Origin of the sequence: Mesorhizobium sp. M1C.F.Ca.ET.210.01.1.1 (assembly GCF_004791585.1) — a bacterium.
In the GTDB taxonomy this organism is placed as follows: Bacteria; Pseudomonadota; Alphaproteobacteria; order Rhizobiales; family Rhizobiaceae; genus Mesorhizobium.
In genome coordinates this window covers 34,040-55,648 of sequence record NZ_SRUU01000019.1, presented here as the reverse complement: position 1 = coordinate 55,648, position 21,609 = coordinate 34,040, and the positions used below count along the sequence as shown (strand labels likewise).

Sequence of the window (21,609 nt, the reverse complement as noted above, 5' to 3'; positions counted from 1 at the left end):
TGGGTTGGATTGTTTGGCTGGCTCAGGACGGCGAGGAAGCGCGCCTGGGCAGCTCAAAGACGGTAAGCTCGCGATCCTCGGTCGGGTGCTGGAGGCGCAGCACATCGATGCCGAACACCTGGCGGATGAGCGGCTGCGCCAGCGCCTCGGGCGGCGGCGCCAGCGCGTGCAGCCTGGCGTTGCTCATCACCGCGACGCGGGTGGCGAAGGGCGCCACCAGCGCCAGATCGTGCAGCACGGCGACGACGGTCATGCCGAAGCCGGCGACAAGGTCGAGCAGTTCGCCGCGGGCGCGCGGATCGAGGTGGTTGGTCGGCTCGTCGAGGAACAGGATCTTCGGGTCCTGCGCCATGGCGCGGGCGAGCTGCGCGCGCTGGCGTTCGCCGCCGGACAGCGAGCCGATGGTGCGCGCGAGCAGCCGCAGCAACCCGGTCCGGCGCAGCGCCTCGACGACGATGTCGCGATCGTCGTGGCGGCGCCTCAAGCCCGCATGCGGAACGCGGCCAAGCTCGACATAGTCGATGAGCGCCAGCCGCGGATCCGGCTGGTCCGTCTGGCCGACGACGGCGATGCTGAGCGCCCGCTCGGCGGCGCTGATTTGGCCCAGCCGGCGTCCGCCAAGGCGCACCTCGCCGCGGCTCGCCGCCAGCGCTCCGCACAGCATGCGCAGCAGCGTCGTCTTGCCGGCGCCGTTGGGGCCAATGATGGCCAGCCGCTCGCCGGCCGCCAGCGACAGGCTGACATTCTCGACCAGCGTCCGGCCGTTGGCCGTCGCACCGAGGCCACGGGCTTCGAGAAGCGGCGCGGTCATGGGCGGATGCCCGCCCGACTGCCCGGATGGATTCTCCAGGGCACGTGTCCGATGGCGTGGTGGATGCGATCGATGGAGCCGTCCTGCATTCCCGTCACTCTCCAAAATGGCGACGGAAGGATGCTGGACGAGCCGGCCAACAGGACCGGCGCCCGCGTCTCCTCCCGGCACACCCCGTCCGGTCAACTCTTGTCTATGGCAGGTCTCCTGGCTCGCGGGTCGCCGCGCCATCCGCCTTCCCAGCCTTGCCGGCCAGTGGCATTCCGGATGGAGCTAACCGCTCACAGTTGCGGGGGCAGCCACGGCCTCGACCCAAGTGGGCCTCACCGTGTTCCCTTTTCACCCCTCGCCTTGCGGCTCGGGGACCATGACGCCGCCATCGTAGGTCGTCCGCACGCGAGTCGCAACGGGCTTGTGCGAGAGGTCCTCATGAAACCGTCCGGGTGATCAGCTTAAGGAAATGCTTTCTCTTGGTTCACCAGCTTTCGATATGTAATAACATTACATACACCCGAGGTATGCCTGTCAATCTCTTGGGGGGCCGTCTCAGCCAAACATCGGAAAATTTTCAGAAACCATTCGGGATTTCCCGGACCCGGAACCGCAAAGAGGTGGGGCTGGCGAAAGACAGGCCGCAACGCCCAGTCAGCCCACATATTTTCCGGTCGAGCATCCTCCCGGCGCGACCGCAACCTTGGTCACGGAGACAACATGATCGCCGCACTCCTTAATAACAAGCCGCTGAGGCGCCGACTCGTCGCTGGATCGATCGCCGTTCTTGCCTGCGGCGCAGCAGTAGTCTGGCACGGCGCAAGAAGCGAGGCCTCGAACGCCACCCCGGCCGCGCCTGAGACGAAGCTCGTCAAGGCTATCGCGGTGGCGCCGACCAGCAACACTGACGCCCGTGTCGCCATCGGCGAGATCAAGCCACGGCGCGAAAGCGACCTCGGCTTCCGTGTTTCCGGCAAGCTGGTCGAACGCATCGCCGAGATCGGCTCGATGGTAAGGAAGGGCGAGGTTCTCGCCCGCATCGATGACCAGGATTATCGAAACCGGCTCGCCAGCGCGGAGGCCGATGTCGCTGCCGCACAGGCCGTGCTCGTCGAGGCCAGCGCCGCCGAAGCGCGTATCAGCGCCTTGCTTGCCAAGGGCTTCACCACTCGCGCCAATCACGACGCGACACTGAAGAATCTGCGCTCGGCCGAAGCCAAGCTGAAATCGGCGACCATCGCTTTTGCCATGGCCAAGGACCAGCTCGGCTACACCGAGCTGCATGCGGAATTCGACGGCATCGTCACCGCCACCGGTGCCGAGGCCGGCCAGTCGGTCAATGTCGGCCAAATGGTGGTGCGCGTCGCCGATCCGCAGAGCCGCGACGCGGTTTTCTCGATCGCGGAAGCCGCTTTCGCCAACGCGCCCGACGGAAAGCGGCCGCCGCAGGTTACCGTCTCGCTGCTCAGCAATCCGGCGATCACCGCGATCGGCACCATCCGCGAGATCGCGCCGATGGCCGATGCCGCGACCCGCACCTTCCAGGTGAAGGTCTCACTGGAGAATGCGCCCGACGAGATGCGCTTCGGCGCAAGCGTCGCCGGCCGCGCCGAGATGGGTGGCACGCCGGTGGTGGTGCTGCCGGGCAGCGCGCTGTTCGACAAGAACGGCAAGCCGGCCGTGTGGGTCGTCACCGCCTCGTCGGCAGTGGAACTCAAGCCGGTCACGGTCGCCCGCTACGAGACCGACCACGTCGTGGTCAGCGAAGGGCTCGCCAAAGGCGATCTTGTCGTCACCGCCGGCGTAAACCGGCTGCGGGAACACGAAAAAGTCCGTATCGTTGAGGGAGAAGGAAAATGACCATGTCCAAGACAAAGGTCCTCATCGCCGGCGCCGGCCCGACCGGACTGACGCTTGCTCTCTGGCTGACCAGGCTCGGCGTCCCGGTCCGCATCTTCGACAAGGCCGCCGCTCCCGGCGAAACCTCGCGGGCGCTCGCTGTCCAGGCGCGCACGCTGGAGTTCCATCGCCAGATCGGCATCGTCGACGACGTGCTTGCGGCGGGCGTGCGGCTCGAGCGGCTCACCGTTCACACGCCGGCCGGCGTCGCAGCCCGGCTGCCGCTCTCTGATTTCGGTCGCGGCATCAGCCCCTATTCCTTCGCCTTCGCGCTGCCGCAGGACGTCCACGAGCGCTTGCTGATCACGCATCTGGAGCGCGCCGGCGTCGAGGTCGAGCGCGGCACCGAGCTTGTCGCCTTCCAGGACAAGGACGAAACGGTCATTGCCACGCTGAGCAAGGATGGCCGAACCGAGACGGTCAGTGCAGCCTATCTCGCCGGTTGCGACGGCGCTCGCAGCACCGTTCGGCATGGGCTCAATATCGGCTTTCCCGGCGGCACCTACGAGCAGGCCTTCTACGTCGCCGACGTCAAGGGCACCGGCGAAGTCACCCACAACGGCATGGACGTCACCATCAGCGCCTATGGCTTCGCCATCGCCATGCCGGTCAGGCAGTTGGGTTCTCTGCGCCTTATCGGCATCGTGCCGAAGGCGCATGAGGCCGACGAGACGATCACCTTCGAGGCAATCCGCGCCGATATCGAGCGCGACACCGGCATCAAGGTGGAAGAGGTCAACTGGTTCTCGACCTACCGCGTTCATCACCGGGTTGCCGAGCGCTTCCGCGCCGGTCGCGTGTTCCTCGTCGGCGATGCCGGCCACATTCACAGCCCGGCCGGCGGCCAGGGCATGAACACCGGCATGGGCGACGCGGTGAACCTCGCCTGGAAGCTTGCAGCCGTGGTGCAGGGTCGGGCCGATCCGCGGCTGCTCGACAGTTATGAGCCCGAGCGTATCGCCTTTGCGCGCAAGCTGATCGAGAGCACCGACACCGCTTTCCGCTTCATCACCAGCCGCTCACGGCTGATCGGCCTGTTCCGGCGCTACCTGATGCCGAAGATCATGAACATCGCGCTGCACACCTCATTCGGCTCACGCTTCTTCTTCGGCGTGATCTCGCAGGCGGCGATCCAGTACCGCGCCGGGCCGATCAGCTCCGGCACGGCAGGCAAGGTCAGCGGCGGCGACCGCCTGCCCTATGTCGCCCATGCAAATGGCGACAATTTCGAGCCGCTGCGCTCGCTCGATTGGCAGGTCCACGTCTATGGCGAGGTCAACTGCGATTTCCGAGGGATGATTGCGCCGAGCGGCATTCCGATCCACGCCTTCGCCTGGACAGACGCAGCCGGGAAAACCGGCCTGCAGCGTGACGCAGCTTATCTGGTGAGGCCCGACGGCCATGTCGCGCTTGCCTCGCCGGTCCAGGAAGCGGCCGCCTTCCAGCGCTATCTCGCCGGCCTCGGCATCCGGCCGAGGACGGCCGAGCGCGCGCCTTACCGGGTGCCGGGCACCATGCACAGCCTGGCCTGAACCTTCGGCGCCCGCCGCGCGGCGGACGCCGACCGAACCCAACCGTCATCTGTTTTCGCTAGCCGGCAGCCGCCGGCGGAACGCGCCTTCGCGCGCGCTGAAAGGGACTTGCATCATGACCAGCTTCAACCTTTCCGATTGGGCGCTGCGCCACCGCAGCTTCATCGTCTACCTGATGATCGCTGCGGCCCTTGCCGGCCTCTACGCCTATCGCGGCCTCGGCCGCGAGGAGGACCCGCCCTTCACCATCAAGACCATGGTGGTGAAGACGATGTGGCCGGGCGCCACCACCGGCGACACGGTGGAGCAGATCACCGACCGCATCGAGAAGAAGCTCGAGGAGCTTCCGGACCTCGACTACGTCAAGAGCTACACCAAGCCCGGCGAATCCGTCGTCTTCGTCAACCTCAAGGACACGGTCGCCGGCGACCAGGTGCAGCCGCTCTGGTACCAGGTGCGCAAGAAGCTCGACGACATCAAGCCGACGCTGCCGTCGGGCGTCCAGGGCCCGTTCTACAATGACGAGTTCGGCGACACCTATTCGCTGATCTATGCGCTGACCTCCGACAGCCTCAGCCATCGCGAGCTGAAGGACCTGGCCAGCAGCCTGCGCGCCGGGCTGCTCACGGTTAAGGATGTCGCCAAGGTCGACCTCATCGGCCAGCAGGACGAGAAGATCTATCTCGAATTCTCGACCCAGAAGGTGGCGGCACTTGGCCTCGACGTCAGCACGCTGTCGCAGGCGCTGCAGGCGCAGAACGCGCTCACCCCGAGCGGCACGGTCGATGCCGGCCCGGAGCGGATCGCCGTCCGCGTCTCCGGAAGCTTCACGTCCGAAGAAAGCCTGAAGGCGATCAACTTCTACGCCAACGGCCATTACTTCCGGCTGGGCGACGTCGCCGAGGTCCAGCGCGCCTATTCCGACCCGCCGCAGCCGATGTTCCGCTTCAACGGCAAGCCGGCGGTCGGCATCGCCATCTCGATGACCGCGGGCGGCGACGCGCTGGCGCTGGGCGACAACGTCAAGGAGAAGATGCATGAGATGGAGGCCGAGCTGCCGCTCGGCGCCGAGCTGGGCATGGTCGCCGACCAGTCGCATGTGGTGGAAGAATCCGTCGGCGAGTTCACCAAGAGCCTCGGCGAAGCGATCGCCATCGTGCTTGCCGTCTCGCTGCTGGCGCTCGGCTGGCGCCCCGGCGTCGTCGTGGCGGTCGCCATCCCGCTGGTGCTGGCGATCACCTTCGTCACCATGGAGTATTTCGGCATCTCGCTGCAGCGCATCTCGCTCGGCGCGCTGATCATCGCGCTCGGCCTTTTGGTCGACGATGCCATGATCGCGGTCGAGATGATGATCTCGCGCATGGAGGAAGGCTACGACAAAATCTCGGCCGCCACCTATGCCTACACCTCGACCGCCTTCCCGATGCTCACCGGCACGCTGGTGACGATCGCCGGCTTCGTGCCGGTCGGCTTCGCCAAGAGCGGCGCCGGCGAATACTGCTTCTCGCTGTTCGCCGTCGTCGCAATCGCGCTCGTCGTCTCCTGGGTGGTCGCGGTGCTGTTCACGCCGCTCACCGGGGTGGCGCTGCTGCCGAACCGCATCAAGGGCCATGGCAGCCATCAGCCTTCGCGCATCGCCCGCGGCTTCCAGGCGCTGCTCGAGGCGGCGATGCGGGCGAAGTGGCTGGTGCTATCGGCGACGGCGGGGCTGTTCGCGCTCTCGGTCGTGGCCATGGGCTTCGTCGGCCAGGAGTTCTTCCCGAAGTCCGACCGGCCCGAGGTCATGGTCGACCTGACCTTGCCGCGCACCGCCTCCATCAAGGCCACCAACGCCGTGGTGGAGCGCGTCGAGAAGCTGCTTGCCGCCGATCCGGACATCGACCACTGGAGCTTCTATGTCGGCCAGGGCGCGGTGCGCTTCTACCTGCCGCTCGACGCGCAGCTCGCCAACGACTTCTTCGCTCAGGCCGTGGTGGTGACCAAGGGCCACGCCGTGCGCCAGGCGGTCATCGACCGGCTGGAGAAGCAGCTATCGACCGGCTTCGACGATGTCATGGCCCGCGTCACGCCGCTGGAGCTCGGCCCGCCGGTCGGCTGGCCGTTGAAATTCCGCGTCAGCGGTCCGGATCCGGACAAGACGCGCAGCCTGGCGCAGCAGTTCGCGCAGGTGCTGGGCAGCAATGCCGCGGTACGCAACATCAACTACGACTGGAACGAGCCGGCCAAGGTCATCAAGGTCGATGTCGACCAGGACCGGGCGCGTGCGCTGGGCATCTCCTCGCAGCAGCTCTCCGAGACGATCAACGCGGTGCTGTCCGGCTCGAAGATCACCCAGATGCGGGACGACATCTACCTCGTCGACATCATCGCCCGTGCGGTGGAATCGGAGCGCGCCAGCATCGACACGCTGCGCGGCTTGACGATCAGCGCTTCGGGCGGACGCCGGGTGCCGCTCGAGCAGGTGGCGAAGCTCACCTACCAGATCGAGCCGCCCCTGATCTGGCGCCGCGGCCGCCTGCCGACCGTGACGGTGCAGGCCGATGTCGCGCCGGGCACCGATGCCACCGCCGTGACGCGCAAGCTGGAGAACGCCATCGCCGCCTTCAAGGCGGAGCTGCCGGCCCGCTACAGCGTCGAACAGGGCGGCGTCCTCGAGGACAGCGCCAAGGCGCAGGCCAGCATCTTCGTGGTCTTCCCGCTGATGCTGTTCATCATGGCCACGGTGCTGATGGTGCAGTTGATGAGCTTCCAGCGCCTGGTGCTGGTGTTGCTCACCGCCCCGCTTGCGATCATCGGCGTCGCCAGCGCGCTGCTGCTCTCCGGCGCACCGATGGGCTTCGTCGCCATCCTCGGCGTGATGTCGCTGATCGGCATGGTGATCCGAAACTCGGTGATCCTGATCGCGCAGATCGACCAGCACATCGCCGCCGGCGAAGAGCCCTGGGCTGCCGTGATCAGCGCCACCACACATCGATTGCGGCCGATCCTGCTGACGGCGGCGGCCGCCATCCTCGGCATGATCCCGATCGCGCCGACGGTGTTCTGGGGTCCGATGGCCTATGCGGTGATGGGCGGCCTGATGGTGGCGACCGTACTGACGCTGGTGTTCCTGCCGACGCTCTACGTCGCCTGGTTCGGCATCAAGGCGCCGGCCGAGATCACCCGGGCGGCCGAGCCGATCACGGCCGTGGCTGATCCGCAGCCGCTTGCCGCCTGAACGAGGCCACGGCGGAGACGCCGCCGTGGGGCGGTTCTTCGCCACTGCCGACGTGCTCGTCGGCGGCGGCGTCACAACCGCGAGCACACTGCTCGCGGTTGCTCACCCCGTGGCGGACGGGCACAGCCCGGCTTGCCGCTTCATCCTTCCAACTTTCAACATCAGGAGAAACGAAAATGCCCATGAAATCTTTCAGGAAAATGCGCCCGGCGGCGGCCTTGCTGGCAATCGCTCTCACCACTGTCGAGATCGTCGGCAGCGCCGTGCCAGCCCTGTCGCTGGTCGGTACCGCCGAGGCCCGCATCGGCGCACCCTGGACGCCGCGCAGCGCCGCGGGCGTTGCCCGCCGCGCCACGACGTGGCGGGTGCTGCGGCACACCACGGCCTGGGTCGCCACGCTGCCGGCAGGCTGTGTCCGCACCAGGGTCAACGGCTTCGACGTCTGGCGCTGCGGCGGCACCTACTACCGGCTCTATCAGGGCCGCTACATCGTGGTCGTTGTCGATTGAGGCGGCTCGGGCAGAGTCTAAAGCGCGTCGCGCTGAAACGGATTCAGGCGACGCGCTTAGATCTTTGTTTTTGATGCATGTCGTTATCCCAGAACCGCTGCACACTTCTGGGCGACATGCATCAGCCAAGGGCAAGCCTGACGCCCTCGGCGAGGTGCTCGGCATCGGCCGGATTTTCAAACGGCACACCGCGCAGCGCGTAGTCGAGCGGCGAGAAAGGTTCGCCCTCCTCGATGAGGGCGATCTGCCGACGCGCCTTTTCCATGTCGCCCATCTGGGCATAGCAGGCCGCGAGCCGCGTCCGGATCCACGGCGCCGGGCGCGTAGCAAGCTCCAGCGCTTCCGCCGCCTGCCGGTATTCCCCGATCATGTAGAGCGCCAGCGCGCGATCGAACTGGTACCAATGCGGATGCAAGGGATCGATGCGGATGCCGCGCGCCAGCCAGGTCAGCGCGTCGAGCGGCCGGCCGCGCATGGTGAGCAGCATGCCCATCTGCTCGATGCTGTCGGCATCGTAAGGGTTGAGCTGCAGCGCGATGCGCATGTGGTGCTCGGCAGCCTCGTGGTCGCGCATATAGAGGCGGATCAACGACTGCACGCGATGGCCGGTCGGCTGGTCCGGCGACAAAGCCAGGCCTTTGTCGGCAAGGTCGCGCGCGTTCTCCAGGACGGCGTCGCTGGCGCGTCCGAATTCCCCATCCAGCGAGCGCGCCAGGGCGAGATAGGAGTAGGCCAGCCCGTAGTTCGGATCCTTGGCGATGGCTGCCTCGAACAACGCCTCGGCGCCGCGCTGGTCGGTCTGGGCCGGATCGCGCAACAGCGCGAAGCCGCGCAGCAGAAGCTCGTAGGCGGCAAGGCTGGTCACCGGCTTGCGCGCGGCATGCTCCAGCCCGGCATTGGTGACCCGCGTGACCAGCCGGCTGACGATCTGCTCGACGATCTCGCGTTCGGTCGCGAACAGCCCGGCGCCCTGCGACTGGTAGCGATCGCCCCAGAGCTGGCTGGCGCTGGCGATGTCGACGAGGCTGACGGCCACCACGACATTCTCGCCCTGCCGACGAAGCGACCCTTCAACCAGATAGTCGGCGCCGATGCGGGCGCGAATCTGGGGCCATTCTGCTTGGCCGAAGGAGGCGAAGGAGAAGCTCGAATTGCGAGCAAGCACGGTGACCGTGCCGAAGCGCGCCACGCCATTGATAATGTCCTCGGCGAAGCCGTCGACCATAGCCTCGTCGGACGGATCGCCGCTGTCGTTGCGAAAGCGAATGACGGCCACAATCGGCTGGGCGCTGATCTCCGGCGCGGCCTCGGCTTCAGCGGCGAGCATATAGCCGCGCTTGGAAACGGTGCGCACCATGTCGTCGCCAAGCACCTTGCGGATTTCGCGGACCGACTGGGTGAGCGAATCCTCGGTGACGTAGACACCCGGCCAGACGACATCCATCAGCTCCGATTTCGGCACGACGCGGCCCATGTTGCGGGCGAGGTGCGAAAGCAGCGCGTAGGCTTTCGGCCGCAGGAACAGGGGCTCGTTGACGCCGCGCAGCGTCCCCATGGCGAGGTCGAGCGTGAACCCGCCAAACCGGAAGACCTGATCGGCCGTCGCCGTCGTCATCGGGACACCCCTTCCCGCCTGCCGCGCGCAATGCCAAGTCGATCCCACCGAAACCGGCACGCGCATCGTCATTATTGCCCAGTGCGCAATTTCGATCAAACTGACTGTCGGCGCGGCGGCTAGTGTCGCCCCGCCAAATGCGAGGAACCATGAACCCGACCGAAAAAGCGCTGTGGTTTGTCGAAAGCCATCTGCCCGACGCCGTCTCTCTCGACGATGTCGCGGCAAGCAGCGGCGTGTCGCGCTTCCACGTGACGCGCGCCTTCGGCGCCGCCACCGGACGGTCGGTCATGGGCTATATGCGGGCGCGCCGGCTCAGCGAGGCGGCGCGCAAGCTGGCCGGCGGCGCGCCCGACATTCTTCAGGTCGCGCTCGATGCCGGCTATGGCTCGCACGAGGCTTTCACGCGGGCCTTCCGTGACCAGTTCGGCACGACGCCGGAACTGGTGCGCGCTGCAGGCTCGACCCATAGGCTTGACCTTGTGGAGCCCATTCTCATGGACAGTTCGCTTCTTACCACGCTCGAGCCGCCGCGCTTCGAGACCAGTCGGCCGTTCCTCATCGCCGGGCTCGGCGCGCGCTACAGCTGCGAGACCAGCGCCGCCATTCCAATGCTATGGCAGCGCTTCGGACCCTATATCGGCAACATTCCCGGCGAGATCGGCGACGTCGCCTATGGCGTCTGCGTCAACGGCGACGACACCGGCAATTTCGACTATATCGCCGGCGTCGAAGTGTCGGATTTCTCCGACCTGCCCAAGGATTTTTGCCGGGTGCGGGTGCCGGCGCAGAAATATGCGGTGTTCTCGCATCGCGAGCACATCTCGACCATCCGCCGCACGGTCAACACGATCTGGAACAAATGGCTGCCGGGCTCCGGCCATGAAATCGCCGACGCGCCGGACTTCGAGCGCTACGGCCCGGAGTTCGATCCACGCAGCGGCAATGGCGGACTGGAAATCTGGGTGCCGGTTAAAGGCTGAAACTCCTTCCCCTTCTCCCCTGGAGGAGGAGGAAGGCTAAAGCTCCAAATCCCAGGTCTGGCCGACCAGATCCTTGCCGAAGGAATGGTGGCGCTCTTCCTCGACCAGCTTGAAGCCTGCCGCCTGGTAGATGCGGCGGGCCGAGCCCAGTATGTCGTTGGTCCACAGCGTCAGCGTCTTGTAGCCCTTGGCACGCGAAAAGGCGATGCACTCGTCGACGAGACGCCGGCCGATGCCGAGGCCACGCGCTGATGGCTCGACATAGAGCAGGCGCAGCTTCGCCACCTTGGGCGACTTGCGCATGACGAACACCGAACCGACCACCTCGCCTTCGCGCTCGGCGACCCAACTGCGCTCCCATTGCGGGACGAAGTTCTTGACGAACTCGCCGAGGATCTCGGCAACCAGCGCCTCGTAGGTTTCGTCCCAGCCATAGTCCTGCGCATAGAGCAGGCCCTGGCGATGCGTGATCCAGCCGATGTCGCCGACCTGGAGCGGCCGCAGGATACAGGGCACCTTGGGTTCGGGTTTGTCGCCGAGCAGGTTCTGGACCGTGCGCATCGCGTTGACCAGCTTTTCCTGATCGGCCGGCGCGAGGCGATCGAGCAGCGCGCGCACCTGGTCGTGCGAATCCTGGTTGAGCGGCGCGAAGGCGTCCCTGCCCGCCAGTGTCAGCGCAATCGGCGAGCGCCGTGCATCGGCTTCGGAAGCGGCGCGCTCGACCAGGCCGCGCTCCTCGAATTTCTTCAACAGCCGGCTGACATAGCCGGGATCGAGACCGAGGTCGCGCACGAGGTCGCTGGCGACGAGACCGTCGCGATGGGCAAGCTCGTAAAGCACCCGCGCTTCGGTCAGCGAGAACGGGCTCTTCAACAGACCTTCGTCGAGCAGTCCAGTCTGGCGCGTGTAGAAGCGGTTGAAGGCGCGCACGGCATCGATGCGTTCCTTGCCGGGGTGGTCGTGGATGGTCATGGCGGGTTCTCCTGTCGAGGAGAGGATCAAGCATTTAGTTGACTGAGTCAATAAATTGATACGGCGAGGACCACACAACTTCGTCATTCTAGGGTGGAGCAAGGAGCAAAGCGACGCGCGCAGACCCTAGAATGACGACCTCACGATCGCCGGCGCTAGTCGCGAGCGCTGAAGCGCTCCTCACCCCATCGGCAGCGCAGGCCAGAATTCGACGATGCGCCCGCCAGCAAACACCGCGATCGATCCGAAATGCTGCAGCACGGCCTCGCTCTGCGTCGGCCTAAGGAAGGCATAGTCGCCGGGCCTCACATTTACCCCGGCGGGCAACCCCATGAATTGCTGGTTGGACGACAGGCCGATCAGGCCGTTCGGCTTCATGCCGTCGGGGAATACCGGCTCGGCCATCCATTTGCCGCCATACAGATAGCAGCCCTTGGGTGGGAACAGGCCGAACGCCTGCAGCATCCTGGAAACCGCTGCCGGGCCCGGCAGCATCGCATCGACAGCTTTCAGGATCGGGGTCGCGATGAAGGCCGCCGGCTGCAAACCCTGGAGGCCAGGCGTGTCGAAATCCTTGGGCAGCACGAAGGCAGAGCCGATCGACACTTCGTTGGCGACGCCTGCGCCATGCAGCAGCGCCGTCTTCGAGCCGCCGATGTTGAGAATGCGGCGCTGGTCCGGATCAAGGGCCGCCACGAATTCCGCTGCCCGCGCCGAAGCTTTCTTCAACGCGTTGGCGGCGCCACCGAAAAGTCCGGGGATTTCCGGCGCGTGCGCCTCATAGGCCATGATGCCTTCGCAGCGCAGCCCCTTGGGAATCGAGAGCGCCCTGATCTCGGCGGGATTGGCGAAGCCGCCGCGATGCAGGCCGACATCGACCTCGAAGGCAAAGCGCAGTTCGGTGCCGCGTTCGGCGGCAAGCGCGCCATATTCGGCCAGCCGCTCGGGCGAATCGATCAGCCAGCAGACGCGCGACCACCAGCCGCCGCCCCTGGTGAGCGCGGCCTTGGCGGCACCCGCCGGCATCGGCTTTCCAAAGAGCAGGTCGGCCTCGGGAAAGGCGTCGAGCACGGCCTGCGTCACCGGCGGATGGAAGGTCATGAATCGGTTCGCGCCGAGCGCCCGCGCGATATGCGAAAGCAGCGGCAGGCATGGCAGCGACTTGTCGACCAGCCGCACGGCAAGGCCCGGCGCCAGCCTTTCCTTCACCAGCGCGACGTTGCCATCCAGCCGGTCGCGGTCGAGCACCAGGCAGGGACGGAAGATCTCCGCCGCTTTCAGCGCCTTCGACAGCTCGGCGAAATAGGCGCTCATCGTTCGATGCCGAACAGGCCGGCCATATAGGGCGACACGAAGCGGTTTTGAGGATCGATGTCGCGGCGGACCGCCATCGCATCGTCCCAGCGCGGGTACAGTTTCTTGAAATCCGCCGCCTTCAGGCTGTGCATCTTGCCCCAATGCGGCCGGCCGCCATACTTCAAGAAGATCGGCTCGGCGGCGCGCATGAAAGGCAGCGGGTCGTTCGCCGCATCGTGGTGGATGGCGATCGAACAGGTCAGCCTTTTGTGGAAGGGCGAGAGCCAGAATTCGTCCGGCGCCACCGAACGCACCTCCATCGGGAAATAGACTTCCGGAAAGTGCTTCTCCGTCAGCGCGATGATCTCGGCCAGCGCCTTTGGCCCTTCCTCGAAAGGCAGGTGGTATTCCATCTCGTTGAACCTGGTCTGCCGATCGCTGACATAGACATTGAGCCAGTCCTGCACAAAGTCTTCCGCCGGCACTTTCTTGACCGCGCCCTTGATCAGCGCGCGACGCAGCGACGGCAGCCAGCGCAGCACGGTGCGCAGCTTGCGCAAGGTCGCCAGGCCCGCCTCGTCGTCCTCTGTCGGCCGCGGCGTTGGCTGCGCGCCGCTCAGGTCGCTGGCGATGAACTGCGCATAGCCGGAAAACGGGATGTAGTAGAACTCGGCCGAACGGTGCGCGGCCATCATCGTCTCGAAGTCGCGCAGCATGTCGCCGATCGGCAGTACCCATTTGCGACGGCGCAGCCGGTAGGTCGGGACGTTGTTCATGGTCACTTCGGTGAGAACGCCGAAGGCGCCGAGCGCGACACCGGTGGCGTGGATCATGTCTTGGTCACGCTCTCGATTGAACTCGCGCAGCCTGCCCTCACCATCGACGAACTGCATCGCCTCCAGTTGCGTGTGATAGGCGCCAAGCGTCGGGCCGGAGCCATGCGTGGCGGTGCCCAGCGCCCCGCCGATCGCCTGGCGGTCGATGTCGCCCATGTTGGGCAGGCCCTGGCCGATGCCTTGCAGGATGTGCATCAACGACCCAAGCCGCGTGCCCGCCCTCACCCGCGCCCGGCTGGTTTCGGCCTCATGCGAGACCAGCCCCTCGATCTTCTCCAGCGAGACGATGGTGCCGTCCGACTGCACCAGCGGCGTGAAGGAATGGCCGGCGCCGGCGACGCGCAGCGGACCAGGCGCCGAGCGTATAAGTTCGGCCAGCTCGCCGGCGTCGGCGGGTGTCGTGATCAGCTTTGGCGCGGCCTTCACGAAGCCCGACCAGTTGCTCCAGGCGTTTGCCATCAAAATCCTCCCGTTCAGGCTCGACCGCGGCGGCGCGCGACCAGCACGAAGACGCCGAGCAGCGCTACGCTGGCGAGCGCGGTTGCGGCGGCGAATTCCGGCACGGGGCGGAAATTCTCGCCATCGATGAGCAGCGAAGCGGCGATCGGGCCGATAGCCAAGCCGAAGAGCTGGGCCGCCGGCACCAAAAGGACCGCCGTTCGCGTTTCGTCGGCGGTGATGGCCATGCGGATCTGATAGGGCACGATGAAAAGCAGGATGAAGCCCATCACCAGCGCCACCGCCCAGAACACCGCGAGCCCAGGTCCGGAGGCGAGCAGCGCCGAACAGACAACAGCGACCGCACCAATGATTGTGATGGCGAAGCGATAGTCGATGCGCGCCTCGAAGGCAGTCGCGGTCATTGCGCCCACCACCTGCGCGGCCAGGCTTGCCGATACCATCAGGCCGACGGTGCTGCCGTCGATGCCGAATTGCGCCCCGAGTGGTTCGAGAAACGCCCAGACCGCGCCGAAGAACATGGAGTAGCAGAAGATCGAGAGCAGCGCGGTGGTCGCCGGCGCAGTCAGCACATTGGAAAAATGCTCCTCCTTCGGCAGATCGGCATAGTCGTCCGACACCAGGCAGGCGACGGCCAGCGACAGGAGGCAGACGACCCCCAACGCGACAAAGCCGCCGGCCGAGCCGGCCGCCGGCACGGCATAGAGCGCAAGCAGCAGCGCCAGGGCGCATTGCGCCAAGGTTTGCAGCGTGATGAAATAGCCGCCGATGCGCTCGGCCCGGCGCGAGCGGGCAATCAGCTCGGTGGCGACGGCGACAAGCCCGCCCTCGGCAAGGCCTGCGAGGATGCGCGCGCCAATAAGCGCATTGGGGCTTTCAGAAAAGGCCGTCCCGAAATTGGCGAGCGCGAGCACGACCAAAAGCACAGCGCTCTTCCAGCGCATGTTGCGCGCCGGCAAGAGCATCGCCACGATGGCTGAGCCGATGGCGATCGCGATCATCTCGGCGGTGGCGACCAGCGCCAGCTCGTCGCCGGTGACATGGCCCTCGGTATAGAGCGCGCCGAGCAGCACTGGCTGCAGGCCCAGGATGAGCAGGCCTACCGAGCCAATCCACAGCGCCGAGGCGAGTTGCAGGCCGGTCGGGCTGCCGACCAGCCAGTCGCCCTCTTCCGCACGTCCGGCATCGGTGACTGTCACGCGGCGCTCCTCCCTTGCAGCCCGATCAAAAAACTGACAAGTTGTCAGCATTTTCACGAAACTGATACTTGATCATGTTTTTTGTCAACTGCGAATTTGCACTCTCGTGAAAGATTTGGCGCATGACGGAAGCAAGGCGAACAGCGACGGAACCGAGGCGCAGGCCAAAACAGGAGCGCAGCCGCGAGCGCATCGATGCGATCCTCGCCACGACCATGCGGCTGATCGGCGAGAAGGGCATCGACGCCGTGACGATGAAGGAAGTCGGGGCTCTGGCCGGCGGCCCGATCGCCACCGTCTATCACTACTTTCCCTCGAAGTCGGCGATCCTGGCGATGCTCTACGAGCGGTTCGCTGAGGAGAGTCGCGCCCGCTTCGCCCCGATCATCGCCAGGATCCGAGGGCCGGAGGATGTAACGGCGGCGGCCGACCGCCTGCTCGACGACTATTATGCCCGCGTCGCCGCCGACCCGGCGATCCAGGACCTGCAGAACGCGATCCAGGCCGACAAGGCTCTGCAGCATCTCGACATCGCCGAGACGCGGTATCAGGCCAAGATGTTCTGCGACCATGTCGCGCCGATGCTGAAACCAGAGCAGCGCGAGGCGTTCGGGCGCGTGGTGTTCCTGATCTTCCAGCTCGCCGGCGGTGTCGTGCGACTGGCGCTGACGCAGGACGAGGAAGAGGGCCGGCGTACGATCGAGGATTACAGGTCGATCATTCACGCGCAGCTGCGGTTGTTTCTTTGAGCGCCGGAAAGGTTACACCTCAATGACAACTGGAACGCCAATTTGGTTTGCAACAGGCGTGTAGATGTCAGTTTCAGGCGTTGTGATCGTAACGATCAGGGAGTAGCGAGCATTCTTTGCCCATTTTTCCAAATACGGTCTCTTCAGCCACCAACCCATAGTGGGATAGACGGCGATAAACCCGCGTGACGCCAGATTGACTGCCGGCCCTTTCCAAACATCAGAGTGAATCGAACCTGTCGTGGTGAGCGATCGGTTGGAGTGCCCGAATTGCCAACCTGGGTCCGCAATTCCTGGGGCCTCATAATCTTCCTCTCGGCCGAACTTGTTCACCCTATTTACACGATACCGGTTACGAGCATCCTCGAACAATTCGAAACGCAGTTCCCCGACCGCAATGAACTTTCCGCGCGGACGGGGTGGGACCTGCCGGTCATCGGCACCATCGATGTCTACCGCAACTCGCCGGCCGTCTACAGCTTCGCGCCGGCGGCGGCCATTGTCGAAGAAGCCGAGGCGTATTTCGGCGATGTCGGCATTGCCTCGACCGGCACATACGGGCTCGCCGAGCGCTGCCCGCTGCTGGTGCTGCGGTCGCCGAGACGCCGGGAGTAACGGGCCAGATTGCTCGTCCGTGGTTCGCTCCAGCCGGCGCATTTCTCTGCGGGCTTCCGCGTGAGAAAAATTTCGCGCGGTCACCCCTTCCCGCGCTCCTTGACTCTCGCCAGCCACCAGCCTATCTCAGCGCCACGTTAGCACTCGCCTTAGGTGAGTGCTAACTCATATCCGGCACTGCCGGATGGAGGAACAGTTCTCACCGTTCTCATTCGAGGAAGACAACATGGCAAAGTCCAAGTTCCGCCCGCTTCATGACCGCGTGGTCGTTCGCCGGGTCGAATCCGAATCCAAGACCGCCGGCGGGATCATCATCCCGGATACGGCCAAGGAGAAGCCGCAGGAAGGCGAGATCATCGCCGTCGGCTCCGGCGCCCGCGACGAAAGCGGCAAGCTCGTCCCGCTCGACGTCAAGGCCGGCGACCGCGTCCTGTTCGGCAAGTGGTCGGGCACTGAAGTCAAGCTCAATGGCGAGGACCTTCTGATCATGAAGGAATCCGACATCATGGGCATCATCGGCTGAATTTCGGCCTCTCTCCATCAACTGAATTTTCGGGCTCTGTACGAGCCCCTGTCAGGAGCTAACACATGGCTGCAAAAGACGTAAAATTCTCCCGCGACGCCCGTGAGCGCATGCTGCGCGGTGTCAACATCCTCGCCGACGCGGTGAAGGTCACGCTCGGTCCGAAGGGCCGTAACGTCGTCATCGACAAGTCGTTCGGCGCGCCGCGCATCACCAAGGACGGCGTCACCGTCGCCAAGGAGATCGAGCTCGAGGACAAGTTCGAGAACATGGGCGCGCAGATGGTGCGCGAGGTCGCTTCGAAGACCAACGACATCGCCGGCGACGGCACGACCACCGCGACCGTTCTCGCCCAGGCGATCGTCCAGGAAGGCAACAAGGCGGTTGCCGCCGGCATGAACCCGATGGACCTGAAGCGCGGCATCGACCTCGCCGTCGGTGAAGTCGTCACCGCTCTCGGCAAGGCCTCCAAGAAGATCAAGACCTCCGAGGAAGTCGCCCAGGTCGGCACGATCTCGGCCAATGGCGACGAGTCGGTCGGCAAGATGATCGCGGAAGCGATGCAGAAGGTCGGCAACGAAGGCGTCATCACCGTCGAGGAAGCCAAGACCGCCGACACCGAGCTGGAAGTCGTCGAAGGCATGCAGTTCGACCGCGGCTACCTGTCGCCCTACTTCGTCACCAACGCCGACAAGATGGTCGCCGATCTGGAAGACGCCTACATCCTGCTGCACGAGAAGAAGCTCTCCAACCTGCAGGCCATGCTGCCGGTCCTGGAAGCCGTCGTTCAGACCTCGAAGCCGCTGCTCATCATCTCGGAAGACGTCGAAGGCGAGGCCCTGGCCACGCTGGTCGTCAATAAGCTGCGCGGCGGCCTGAAGATCGCCGCCGTCAAGGCTCCGGGCTTCGGCGACCGCCGCAAGGCCATGCTGGAAGACATCGCCATCCTCACCGGTGGCCAGGTCATCTCGGAAGACCTCGGCATCAAGCTCGAGAATGTCGGCCTCAACATGCTCGGCCGCGCCAAGAAGGTGTCGATCTCCAAGGAGAACACCACCATCGTCGACGGCGCCGGCAAGAAGGCCGAGATCCAGGGCCGCGTCGCCCAGATCAAGCAGCAGATCGAGGAGACCACCTCGGACTACGACAAGGAGAAGCTGCAGGAGCGTCTGGCCAAGCTCGCTGGCGGCGTCGCGGTGATCCGCGTCGGCGGCGCGACCGAGGTCGAGGTCAAGGAAAAGAAGGATCGCGTTGACGACGCCCTGAACGCGACCCGCGCGGCCGTGGAAGAAGGCATCGTCGCCGGCGGCGGCGTCGCCCTGCTGCGCGCTTCGAATGCCGTCAAGGCGACCGGCGCCAATGCCGACCAGGACGCCGGCATCAACATCGTTCGTCGCGCGCTGCAGGCTCCGGCCCGCCAGATCGCTGCCAACGCTGGTGCCGAAGCCTCGATCGTCGCCGGCAAGATCCTCGAGAACAAGGGCGCGACCTTCGGCTTCAACGCCCAGACCGGCGAGTATGGCGACATGATCGCCATGGGCATCGTCGATCCGGTCAAGGTCGTGCGCACCGCTCTCCAGGACGCGGCCTCGGTCGCCGGCCTGCTCGTCACCACCGAAGCCATGATCGCCGAGGCTCCGAAGAAGGAAGCCGCCGGCGGCATGCCGGGCGGCATGCCCGGCGGTGGCATGGGCGGCATGGGCGGCATGGATTTCTAATCCAGGCTACCTGCCTAATATGGAAAGGGCGGCAGAAATGCCGCCCTTTTTCTATGTCTGTTAGGATGGCTCGTTGTCATGCACCGATAGGATGAAGCGCCAACCTCAGACGGCGGCGTGCGCGCGCTCAGCAACCTTGCCGGAACGCACCGCCGCCTCGATCAGCGCGACCACTTCGTCGGCCACGACAGCGAGCGCCGAGCGGTCGCGGGTGGCGCGGGCGATCACCATCAGGCCTTCCAGCGAGGATTCGACCAGCAGCGCCAGGGCTTGCGCCCGCTGTTCGCCCACCCCTGCCCTGACGAAGGCCTGGCGCAGCAGGCCGATCCATTGCTCGAAGGCGGCGCGGCAGATTTCGGCGAGGTCGGGCACATCGTTCGGCGCGTCGAGCACCACCGGCGCGACCGGGCAGCCGAGCGAGAACTGGTTTTCCTCGAGCATCCGCTCCACCGACCGGTAGATATGGCGAACGGCGACGGCCGGGTCGCTTTCGGCGGCGAGCTCCGCGCCCAGCCGCTCGGTCACGTCAGCCACGCTGGCGCGCGTCACTTCGATGACCAACTGGTCCTTGCCGCCCGGGAAATGGAAATAGAGCGAGCCGCGCGGCGCGCCGCTGGCGCTCAAAATGTCGTTCAGCGAGGTGCCGTGATAGCCGCGCTGCCTGATGAGCAGCGCCGTAGCCTCGATCATGCGGGCGCGTGTGTCCGTCGCCACCTCAACCTCTCGCAATGTCAACCTGTCAGGAGCGCGCATTATAGGGCTTGCCCGGAATATGACAATCGGTCTACATAATATGTAAATCGGTCTACATATTTGGACAGCGACGATGCAAACCTATCGACTTGAGCAGCCAGGCAACATCGAATGGCTGGAGTTGCGTGAAGAGGCAGTGCCACGGCCTAGCCCACATCAGATCGTCGTGCGCATGCGCGCCGCCTCGCTCAACCGGCGCGACACGATGATCCTCAACGGCACCTATCCACTGACGCCCCGGCCCGGCATCGTTCCGCTGAGCGACGGCGCCGGCGAGGTGGTGGCGATCGGCGATAGCGTCACGCGCTTTGCCGTCGGCGACCGCGTGACCGGCAGCTATTTCGCGCGCCGTCGACCAGCTCGGCTGCACACTGGACGGTATGCTCTCAGAATTTGCATTGCTCGACGAGTAGTGGGCGGTGCGGTTGCCGGACCATCTCTCCTGGCACGAGGCCGCGACATTCACCTGCGCAGGACTGACTGCATGGAGCGCGCTGACGGGGCGCGGAGATTCCGAAGCCTGGGCAATGGGTTCTGGTCATCGGCTCAGGCGGCGTCGCACTTTTCGCCTTGCAGTTTGCCAAGCTCATGGGCTGCCGCGTCGCGGCCGTCACCTCGCGCAGCGAGAAGACTGGGAGGCTGCGGGCGCTCGGCGCCGACCTCGTGATTACGGCAGCCGAAACGCCGGAATGGGGCATGAAGCTGCGCGAGGCGAGCGGCGGCATCGACCTGGTCGTAGAAACCGGCGGCCCGGCCACCTTCGCGCAATCGCTGATCGCCAGTTCGCTTTACGGGCGCATCGTGCTGCTCACCGTGCAGGACCACATCGGCAAGTCGCTCGAGATCCCGGGCGCCGTCTATCAGCGCAGCCTGGTCACCATCAGTCGCCTCTTCGTCGGCAGCCGCAACGGACTGGAGGCGATGCTTGCCGCGGTCGCCACGCATCGGCTGAGGCCTGTCATCGACAAGGTCTTCCCATTCGCCGAGGCGCGCGAAGCCTACCGGCATTTTCAGCAGGGCGATGTCTTCGGCAAGGTCGTCATCGACAGCGCCTGACGAACCAGAGAGGAGAAACACCAATGACAATCCGCGATGCATCGGCCGAATGGCAGGGCACCCTCAAGGAAGGATCCGGCCGGCTGCGGCTGGGCAGCGGCGAGTTCGAGGGCGCCTATTCCTTCCCATCCCGCTTCGAGAACGGCCCGGGCACCAATCCGGAGGAATTGATCGCGGCAGCCCATGCTGGCTGCTTCTCGATGGCGCTGAGCGCCATCCTCGGGCGCGAGGGGCATATTCCGGGAAGCATCCGCACCATCGCGAAAGTGCATCTCGGCGGCACCACAGCCGGGCCGACGATCACCCGTATCGAGCTGGAGACAGAGGCCACGGTCCCGGGCCTTTCGAGCGAAGATTTCGAGCGGCTGGCGCAGTCGGCCAAGGCTACCTGCCTGGTCTCGCGGGCGCTTGCCGGCGTCGCTGCTATCACGCTCAAGGCGAGCCTCACAGACCACTGAAACGGAAGGAGGAATTCAATGACCCAGGAACTGATCATCGACACCGCCGCCGCCAAGCGCTCCGCCGAGACGGCTGAAATCATGCGGCGCTACAACGACGTCTTCCAGAGGCATGACCCGTCGGCGCTGGACGAGCTGGTCGCGCAGGACTGCGTGATCGAGAACATAACGCCGGCGCCGGACGGCGCCCGCCGGACCGGTAAGGCCGCCTGCGTCGAGCTGTGGTCGGCGATAGCTACCGCGCCCGGCACGCGCTTCGACATCGAAGAGACTTTCGTCGCCGGCGACCGCGCGACGATCCGATGGCGCTTCTGGATGTCCGACGGCAACTCGCTGCGCGGCGTCAACTTGATGCACGTCGCGAACGGGCGGATCGTCGAGGCGATGGGATATGTGAAGGGATAGGGCCCGGCGCGAA

The 21,609-nt window shown here is 65.5% G+C and carries 20 protein-coding genes and 1 riboswitch; of the genes, 13 read left to right on the top strand and 7 right to left on the bottom strand.

Going from position 1 to position 21,609, the window contains the following annotated elements; translation table 11 throughout:
• Window positions 1-22 precede the first annotated feature (22 nt).
• Entirely contained in the window at window positions 23-811 is a 789-nt protein-coding gene (locus EN853_RS20995) for an ABC transporter ATP-binding protein (protein ID WP_127861364.1), read from the bottom strand.
• A gap of 179 nt (window positions 812-990) precedes the next feature.
• Window positions 991-1,196, bottom strand: a riboswitch (cobalamin riboswitch).
• Window positions 1,197-1,522: 326 nt separating this feature from the next.
• Between EN853_RS20995 and EN853_RS20990 the strand changes: the two genes are divergently transcribed.
• The 4 genes from EN853_RS20990 to EN853_RS20975 all read left to right on the top strand — a co-directional run bounded on the left by EN853_RS20990 (window position 1,523) and on the right by EN853_RS20975 (window position 7,959).
• Complete coding sequence (locus EN853_RS20990) at window positions 1,523-2,662, top strand: efflux RND transporter periplasmic adaptor subunit (protein WP_127861365.1); 1,140 nt, start codon at window positions 1,523-1,525, stop codon at window positions 2,660-2,662.
• 2 nt (window positions 2,663-2,664) lie between these two features.
• Complete coding sequence (locus EN853_RS20985) at window positions 2,665-4,233, top strand: FAD-dependent monooxygenase (RefSeq protein WP_245517138.1); 1,569 nt, start codon at window positions 2,665-2,667, stop codon at window positions 4,231-4,233.
• Window positions 4,234-4,348: 115 nt separating this feature from the next.
• Window positions 4,349-7,450 (top strand): efflux RND transporter permease subunit, encoded by a 3,102-nt coding sequence (locus EN853_RS20980; RefSeq protein WP_281061507.1) that lies wholly within the window; start codon window positions 4,349-4,351, stop codon window positions 7,448-7,450.
• A gap of 176 nt (window positions 7,451-7,626) precedes the next feature.
• A complete protein-coding gene (locus EN853_RS20975) occupies window positions 7,627-7,959 on the top strand; it encodes a hypothetical protein (protein ID WP_127861367.1) in 333 nt (110 codons plus the stop codon).
• Window positions 7,960-8,080: 121 nt separating this feature from the next.
• Here the strand turns inward: EN853_RS20975 and EN853_RS20970 are convergent, their stop codons facing one another.
• Window positions 8,081-9,574, bottom strand: coding sequence for a winged helix-turn-helix domain-containing protein (locus tag EN853_RS20970; protein WP_127861368.1), 1,494 nt, complete (start codon window positions 9,572-9,574; stop codon window positions 8,081-8,083).
• A gap of 149 nt (window positions 9,575-9,723) precedes the next feature.
• Between EN853_RS20970 and EN853_RS20965 the strand changes: the two genes are divergently transcribed.
• Window positions 9,724-10,557, top strand: coding sequence for an AraC family transcriptional regulator (locus EN853_RS20965; RefSeq protein WP_127861369.1), 834 nt, complete (start codon window positions 9,724-9,726; stop codon window positions 10,555-10,557).
• Window positions 10,558-10,593: 36 nt separating this feature from the next.
• On the opposite strand, the gene EN853_RS20960 is transcribed toward EN853_RS20965, so the two are convergent.
• From EN853_RS20960 to EN853_RS20945, 4 genes are all read right to left on the bottom strand, one after another.
• Window positions 10,594-11,529 carry a bifunctional helix-turn-helix transcriptional regulator/GNAT family N-acetyltransferase gene (locus EN853_RS20960; RefSeq protein WP_127861370.1) on the bottom strand — a complete coding sequence of 312 codons (936 nt, stop codon included), beginning with the start codon at window positions 11,527-11,529 and terminating at the stop codon, window positions 10,594-10,596.
• Window positions 11,530-11,709: 180 nt separating this feature from the next.
• Complete coding sequence (locus EN853_RS20955; RefSeq protein WP_127861371.1) at window positions 11,710-12,843, bottom strand: alanine racemase; 1,134 nt, start codon at window positions 12,841-12,843, stop codon at window positions 11,710-11,712.
• Window positions 12,840-14,120, bottom strand: a complete 1,281-nt coding sequence (locus tag EN853_RS20950; RefSeq protein WP_127861372.1) for a D-arabinono-1,4-lactone oxidase — start codon at window positions 14,118-14,120, stop codon at window positions 12,840-12,842. Before EN853_RS20950 ends, EN853_RS20955 begins: the two co-directional genes overlap by 4 nt.
• 14 nt (window positions 14,121-14,134) lie before the next feature.
• Window positions 14,135-15,319, bottom strand: a complete 1,185-nt coding sequence (locus tag EN853_RS20945; RefSeq protein ID WP_127861373.1) for an MFS transporter — start codon at window positions 15,317-15,319, stop codon at window positions 14,135-14,137.
• Window positions 15,320-15,441: 122 nt separating this feature from the next.
• Between EN853_RS20945 and EN853_RS20940 the strand changes: the two genes are divergently transcribed.
• The 4 genes from EN853_RS20940 to groL all read left to right on the top strand — a co-directional run bounded on the left by EN853_RS20940 (window position 15,442) and on the right by groL (window position 18,924).
• On the top strand, window positions 15,442-16,068 hold the full coding sequence (locus EN853_RS20940; RefSeq protein ID WP_127861374.1) for a TetR/AcrR family transcriptional regulator: 627 nt from the start codon (window positions 15,442-15,444) through the stop codon (window positions 16,066-16,068).
• Window positions 16,069-16,338: 270 nt separating this feature from the next.
• Window positions 16,339-16,683 carry a hypothetical protein gene (locus EN853_RS20935; protein WP_189343904.1) on the top strand — a complete coding sequence of 115 codons (345 nt, stop codon included), beginning with the start codon at window positions 16,339-16,341 and terminating at the stop codon, window positions 16,681-16,683.
• A 226-nt stretch (window positions 16,684-16,909) separates the two neighbouring features.
• Window positions 16,910-17,206, top strand: a complete 297-nt coding sequence (groES, locus tag EN853_RS20930) for a co-chaperone GroES (protein ID WP_040975262.1) — start codon at window positions 16,910-16,912, stop codon at window positions 17,204-17,206.
• 65 nt (window positions 17,207-17,271) lie between these two features.
• Window positions 17,272-18,924 carry a chaperonin GroEL gene (gene groL, locus EN853_RS20925; RefSeq protein ID WP_127861375.1) on the top strand — a complete coding sequence of 551 codons (1,653 nt, stop codon included), beginning with the start codon at window positions 17,272-17,274 and terminating at the stop codon, window positions 18,922-18,924.
• 105 nt (window positions 18,925-19,029) lie between these two features.
• Here groL and EN853_RS20920 read toward each other — a convergent pair whose 3' ends face one another.
• The gene (locus EN853_RS20920) at window positions 19,030-19,638 is read right to left on the bottom strand and encodes a TetR/AcrR family transcriptional regulator (protein WP_127861376.1); all 609 of its coding nucleotides are present in this window, start codon (window positions 19,636-19,638) and stop codon (window positions 19,030-19,032) included.
• 112 nt (window positions 19,639-19,750) lie between these two features.
• Here EN853_RS20920 and EN853_RS35320 point away from each other — a divergent pair, with 112 nt between their 5' ends.
• Genes EN853_RS35320 through EN853_RS20905 form a run of 4 tightly spaced genes read left to right on the top strand, consistent with a single transcriptional unit; the run spans window position 19,751 to window position 21,596 of the window.
• Window positions 19,751-20,344 carry an alcohol dehydrogenase catalytic domain-containing protein gene (locus EN853_RS35320; RefSeq protein WP_348631851.1) on the top strand — a complete coding sequence of 198 codons (594 nt, stop codon included), beginning with the start codon at window positions 19,751-19,753 and terminating at the stop codon, window positions 20,342-20,344.
• Window positions 20,248-20,733 carry a zinc-binding dehydrogenase gene (locus tag EN853_RS34655; protein ID WP_245517139.1) on the top strand — a complete coding sequence of 162 codons (486 nt, stop codon included), beginning with the start codon at window positions 20,248-20,250 and terminating at the stop codon, window positions 20,731-20,733. Before EN853_RS35320 ends, EN853_RS34655 begins: the two co-directional genes overlap by 97 nt.
• Before the next feature lie 23 nt (window positions 20,734-20,756).
• Window positions 20,757-21,191, top strand: coding sequence for an OsmC family protein (locus EN853_RS20910; RefSeq protein WP_127861377.1), 435 nt, complete (start codon window positions 20,757-20,759; stop codon window positions 21,189-21,191).
• An 18-nt stretch (window positions 21,192-21,209) separates the two neighbouring features.
• On the top strand, window positions 21,210-21,596 hold the full coding sequence (locus EN853_RS20905; protein WP_127861378.1) for a nuclear transport factor 2 family protein: 387 nt from the start codon (window positions 21,210-21,212) through the stop codon (window positions 21,594-21,596).
• Window positions 21,597-21,609: the final 13 nt, after the last annotated feature.

Coding starts and splice junctions, on each gene's coding strand:
- EN853_RS20970 (WP_127861368.1), bottom strand. CDS start 9,574: ATGACGACGGCGACGGCCGATCAGGTCTTCCGGTTTGGCGGGTTCACG.
- EN853_RS20955 (WP_127861371.1), bottom strand. CDS start 12,843: ATGAGCGCCTATTTCGCCGAGCTGTCGAAGGCGCTGAAAGCGGCGGAG.
- EN853_RS20940 (WP_127861374.1), top strand. CDS start 15,442: ATGACGGAAGCAAGGCGAACAGCGACGGAACCGAGGCGCAGGCCAAAA.
- EN853_RS20975 (WP_127861367.1), top strand. CDS start 7,627: ATGCCCATGAAATCTTTCAGGAAAATGCGCCCGGCGGCGGCCTTGCTG.
- groL (WP_127861375.1), top strand. CDS start 17,272: ATGGCTGCAAAAGACGTAAAATTCTCCCGCGACGCCCGTGAGCGCATG.
- EN853_RS20905 (WP_127861378.1), top strand. CDS start 21,210: ATGACCCAGGAACTGATCATCGACACCGCCGCCGCCAAGCGCTCCGCC.
- EN853_RS20990 (WP_127861365.1), top strand. CDS start 1,523: ATGATCGCCGCACTCCTTAATAACAAGCCGCTGAGGCGCCGACTCGTC.
- EN853_RS20995 (WP_127861364.1), bottom strand. CDS start 811: ATGACCGCGCCGCTTCTCGAAGCCCGTGGCCTCGGTGCGACGGCCAAC.
- EN853_RS20985 (WP_245517138.1), top strand. CDS start 2,665: ATGTCCAAGACAAAGGTCCTCATCGCCGGCGCCGGCCCGACCGGACTG.
- EN853_RS35320 (WP_348631851.1), top strand. CDS start 19,751: ATGCAAACCTATCGACTTGAGCAGCCAGGCAACATCGAATGGCTGGAG.
- EN853_RS20910 (WP_127861377.1), top strand. CDS start 20,757: ATGACAATCCGCGATGCATCGGCCGAATGGCAGGGCACCCTCAAGGAA.
- groES (WP_040975262.1), top strand. CDS start 16,910: ATGGCAAAGTCCAAGTTCCGCCCGCTTCATGACCGCGTGGTCGTTCGC.
- EN853_RS20965 (WP_127861369.1), top strand. CDS start 9,724: ATGAACCCGACCGAAAAAGCGCTGTGGTTTGTCGAAAGCCATCTGCCC.
- EN853_RS20980 (WP_281061507.1), top strand. CDS start 4,349: ATGACCAGCTTCAACCTTTCCGATTGGGCGCTGCGCCACCGCAGCTTC.
- EN853_RS20960 (WP_127861370.1), bottom strand. CDS start 11,529: ATGACCATCCACGACCACCCCGGCAAGGAACGCATCGATGCCGTGCGC.
- EN853_RS20950 (WP_127861372.1), bottom strand. CDS start 14,120: ATGGCAAACGCCTGGAGCAACTGGTCGGGCTTCGTGAAGGCCGCGCCA.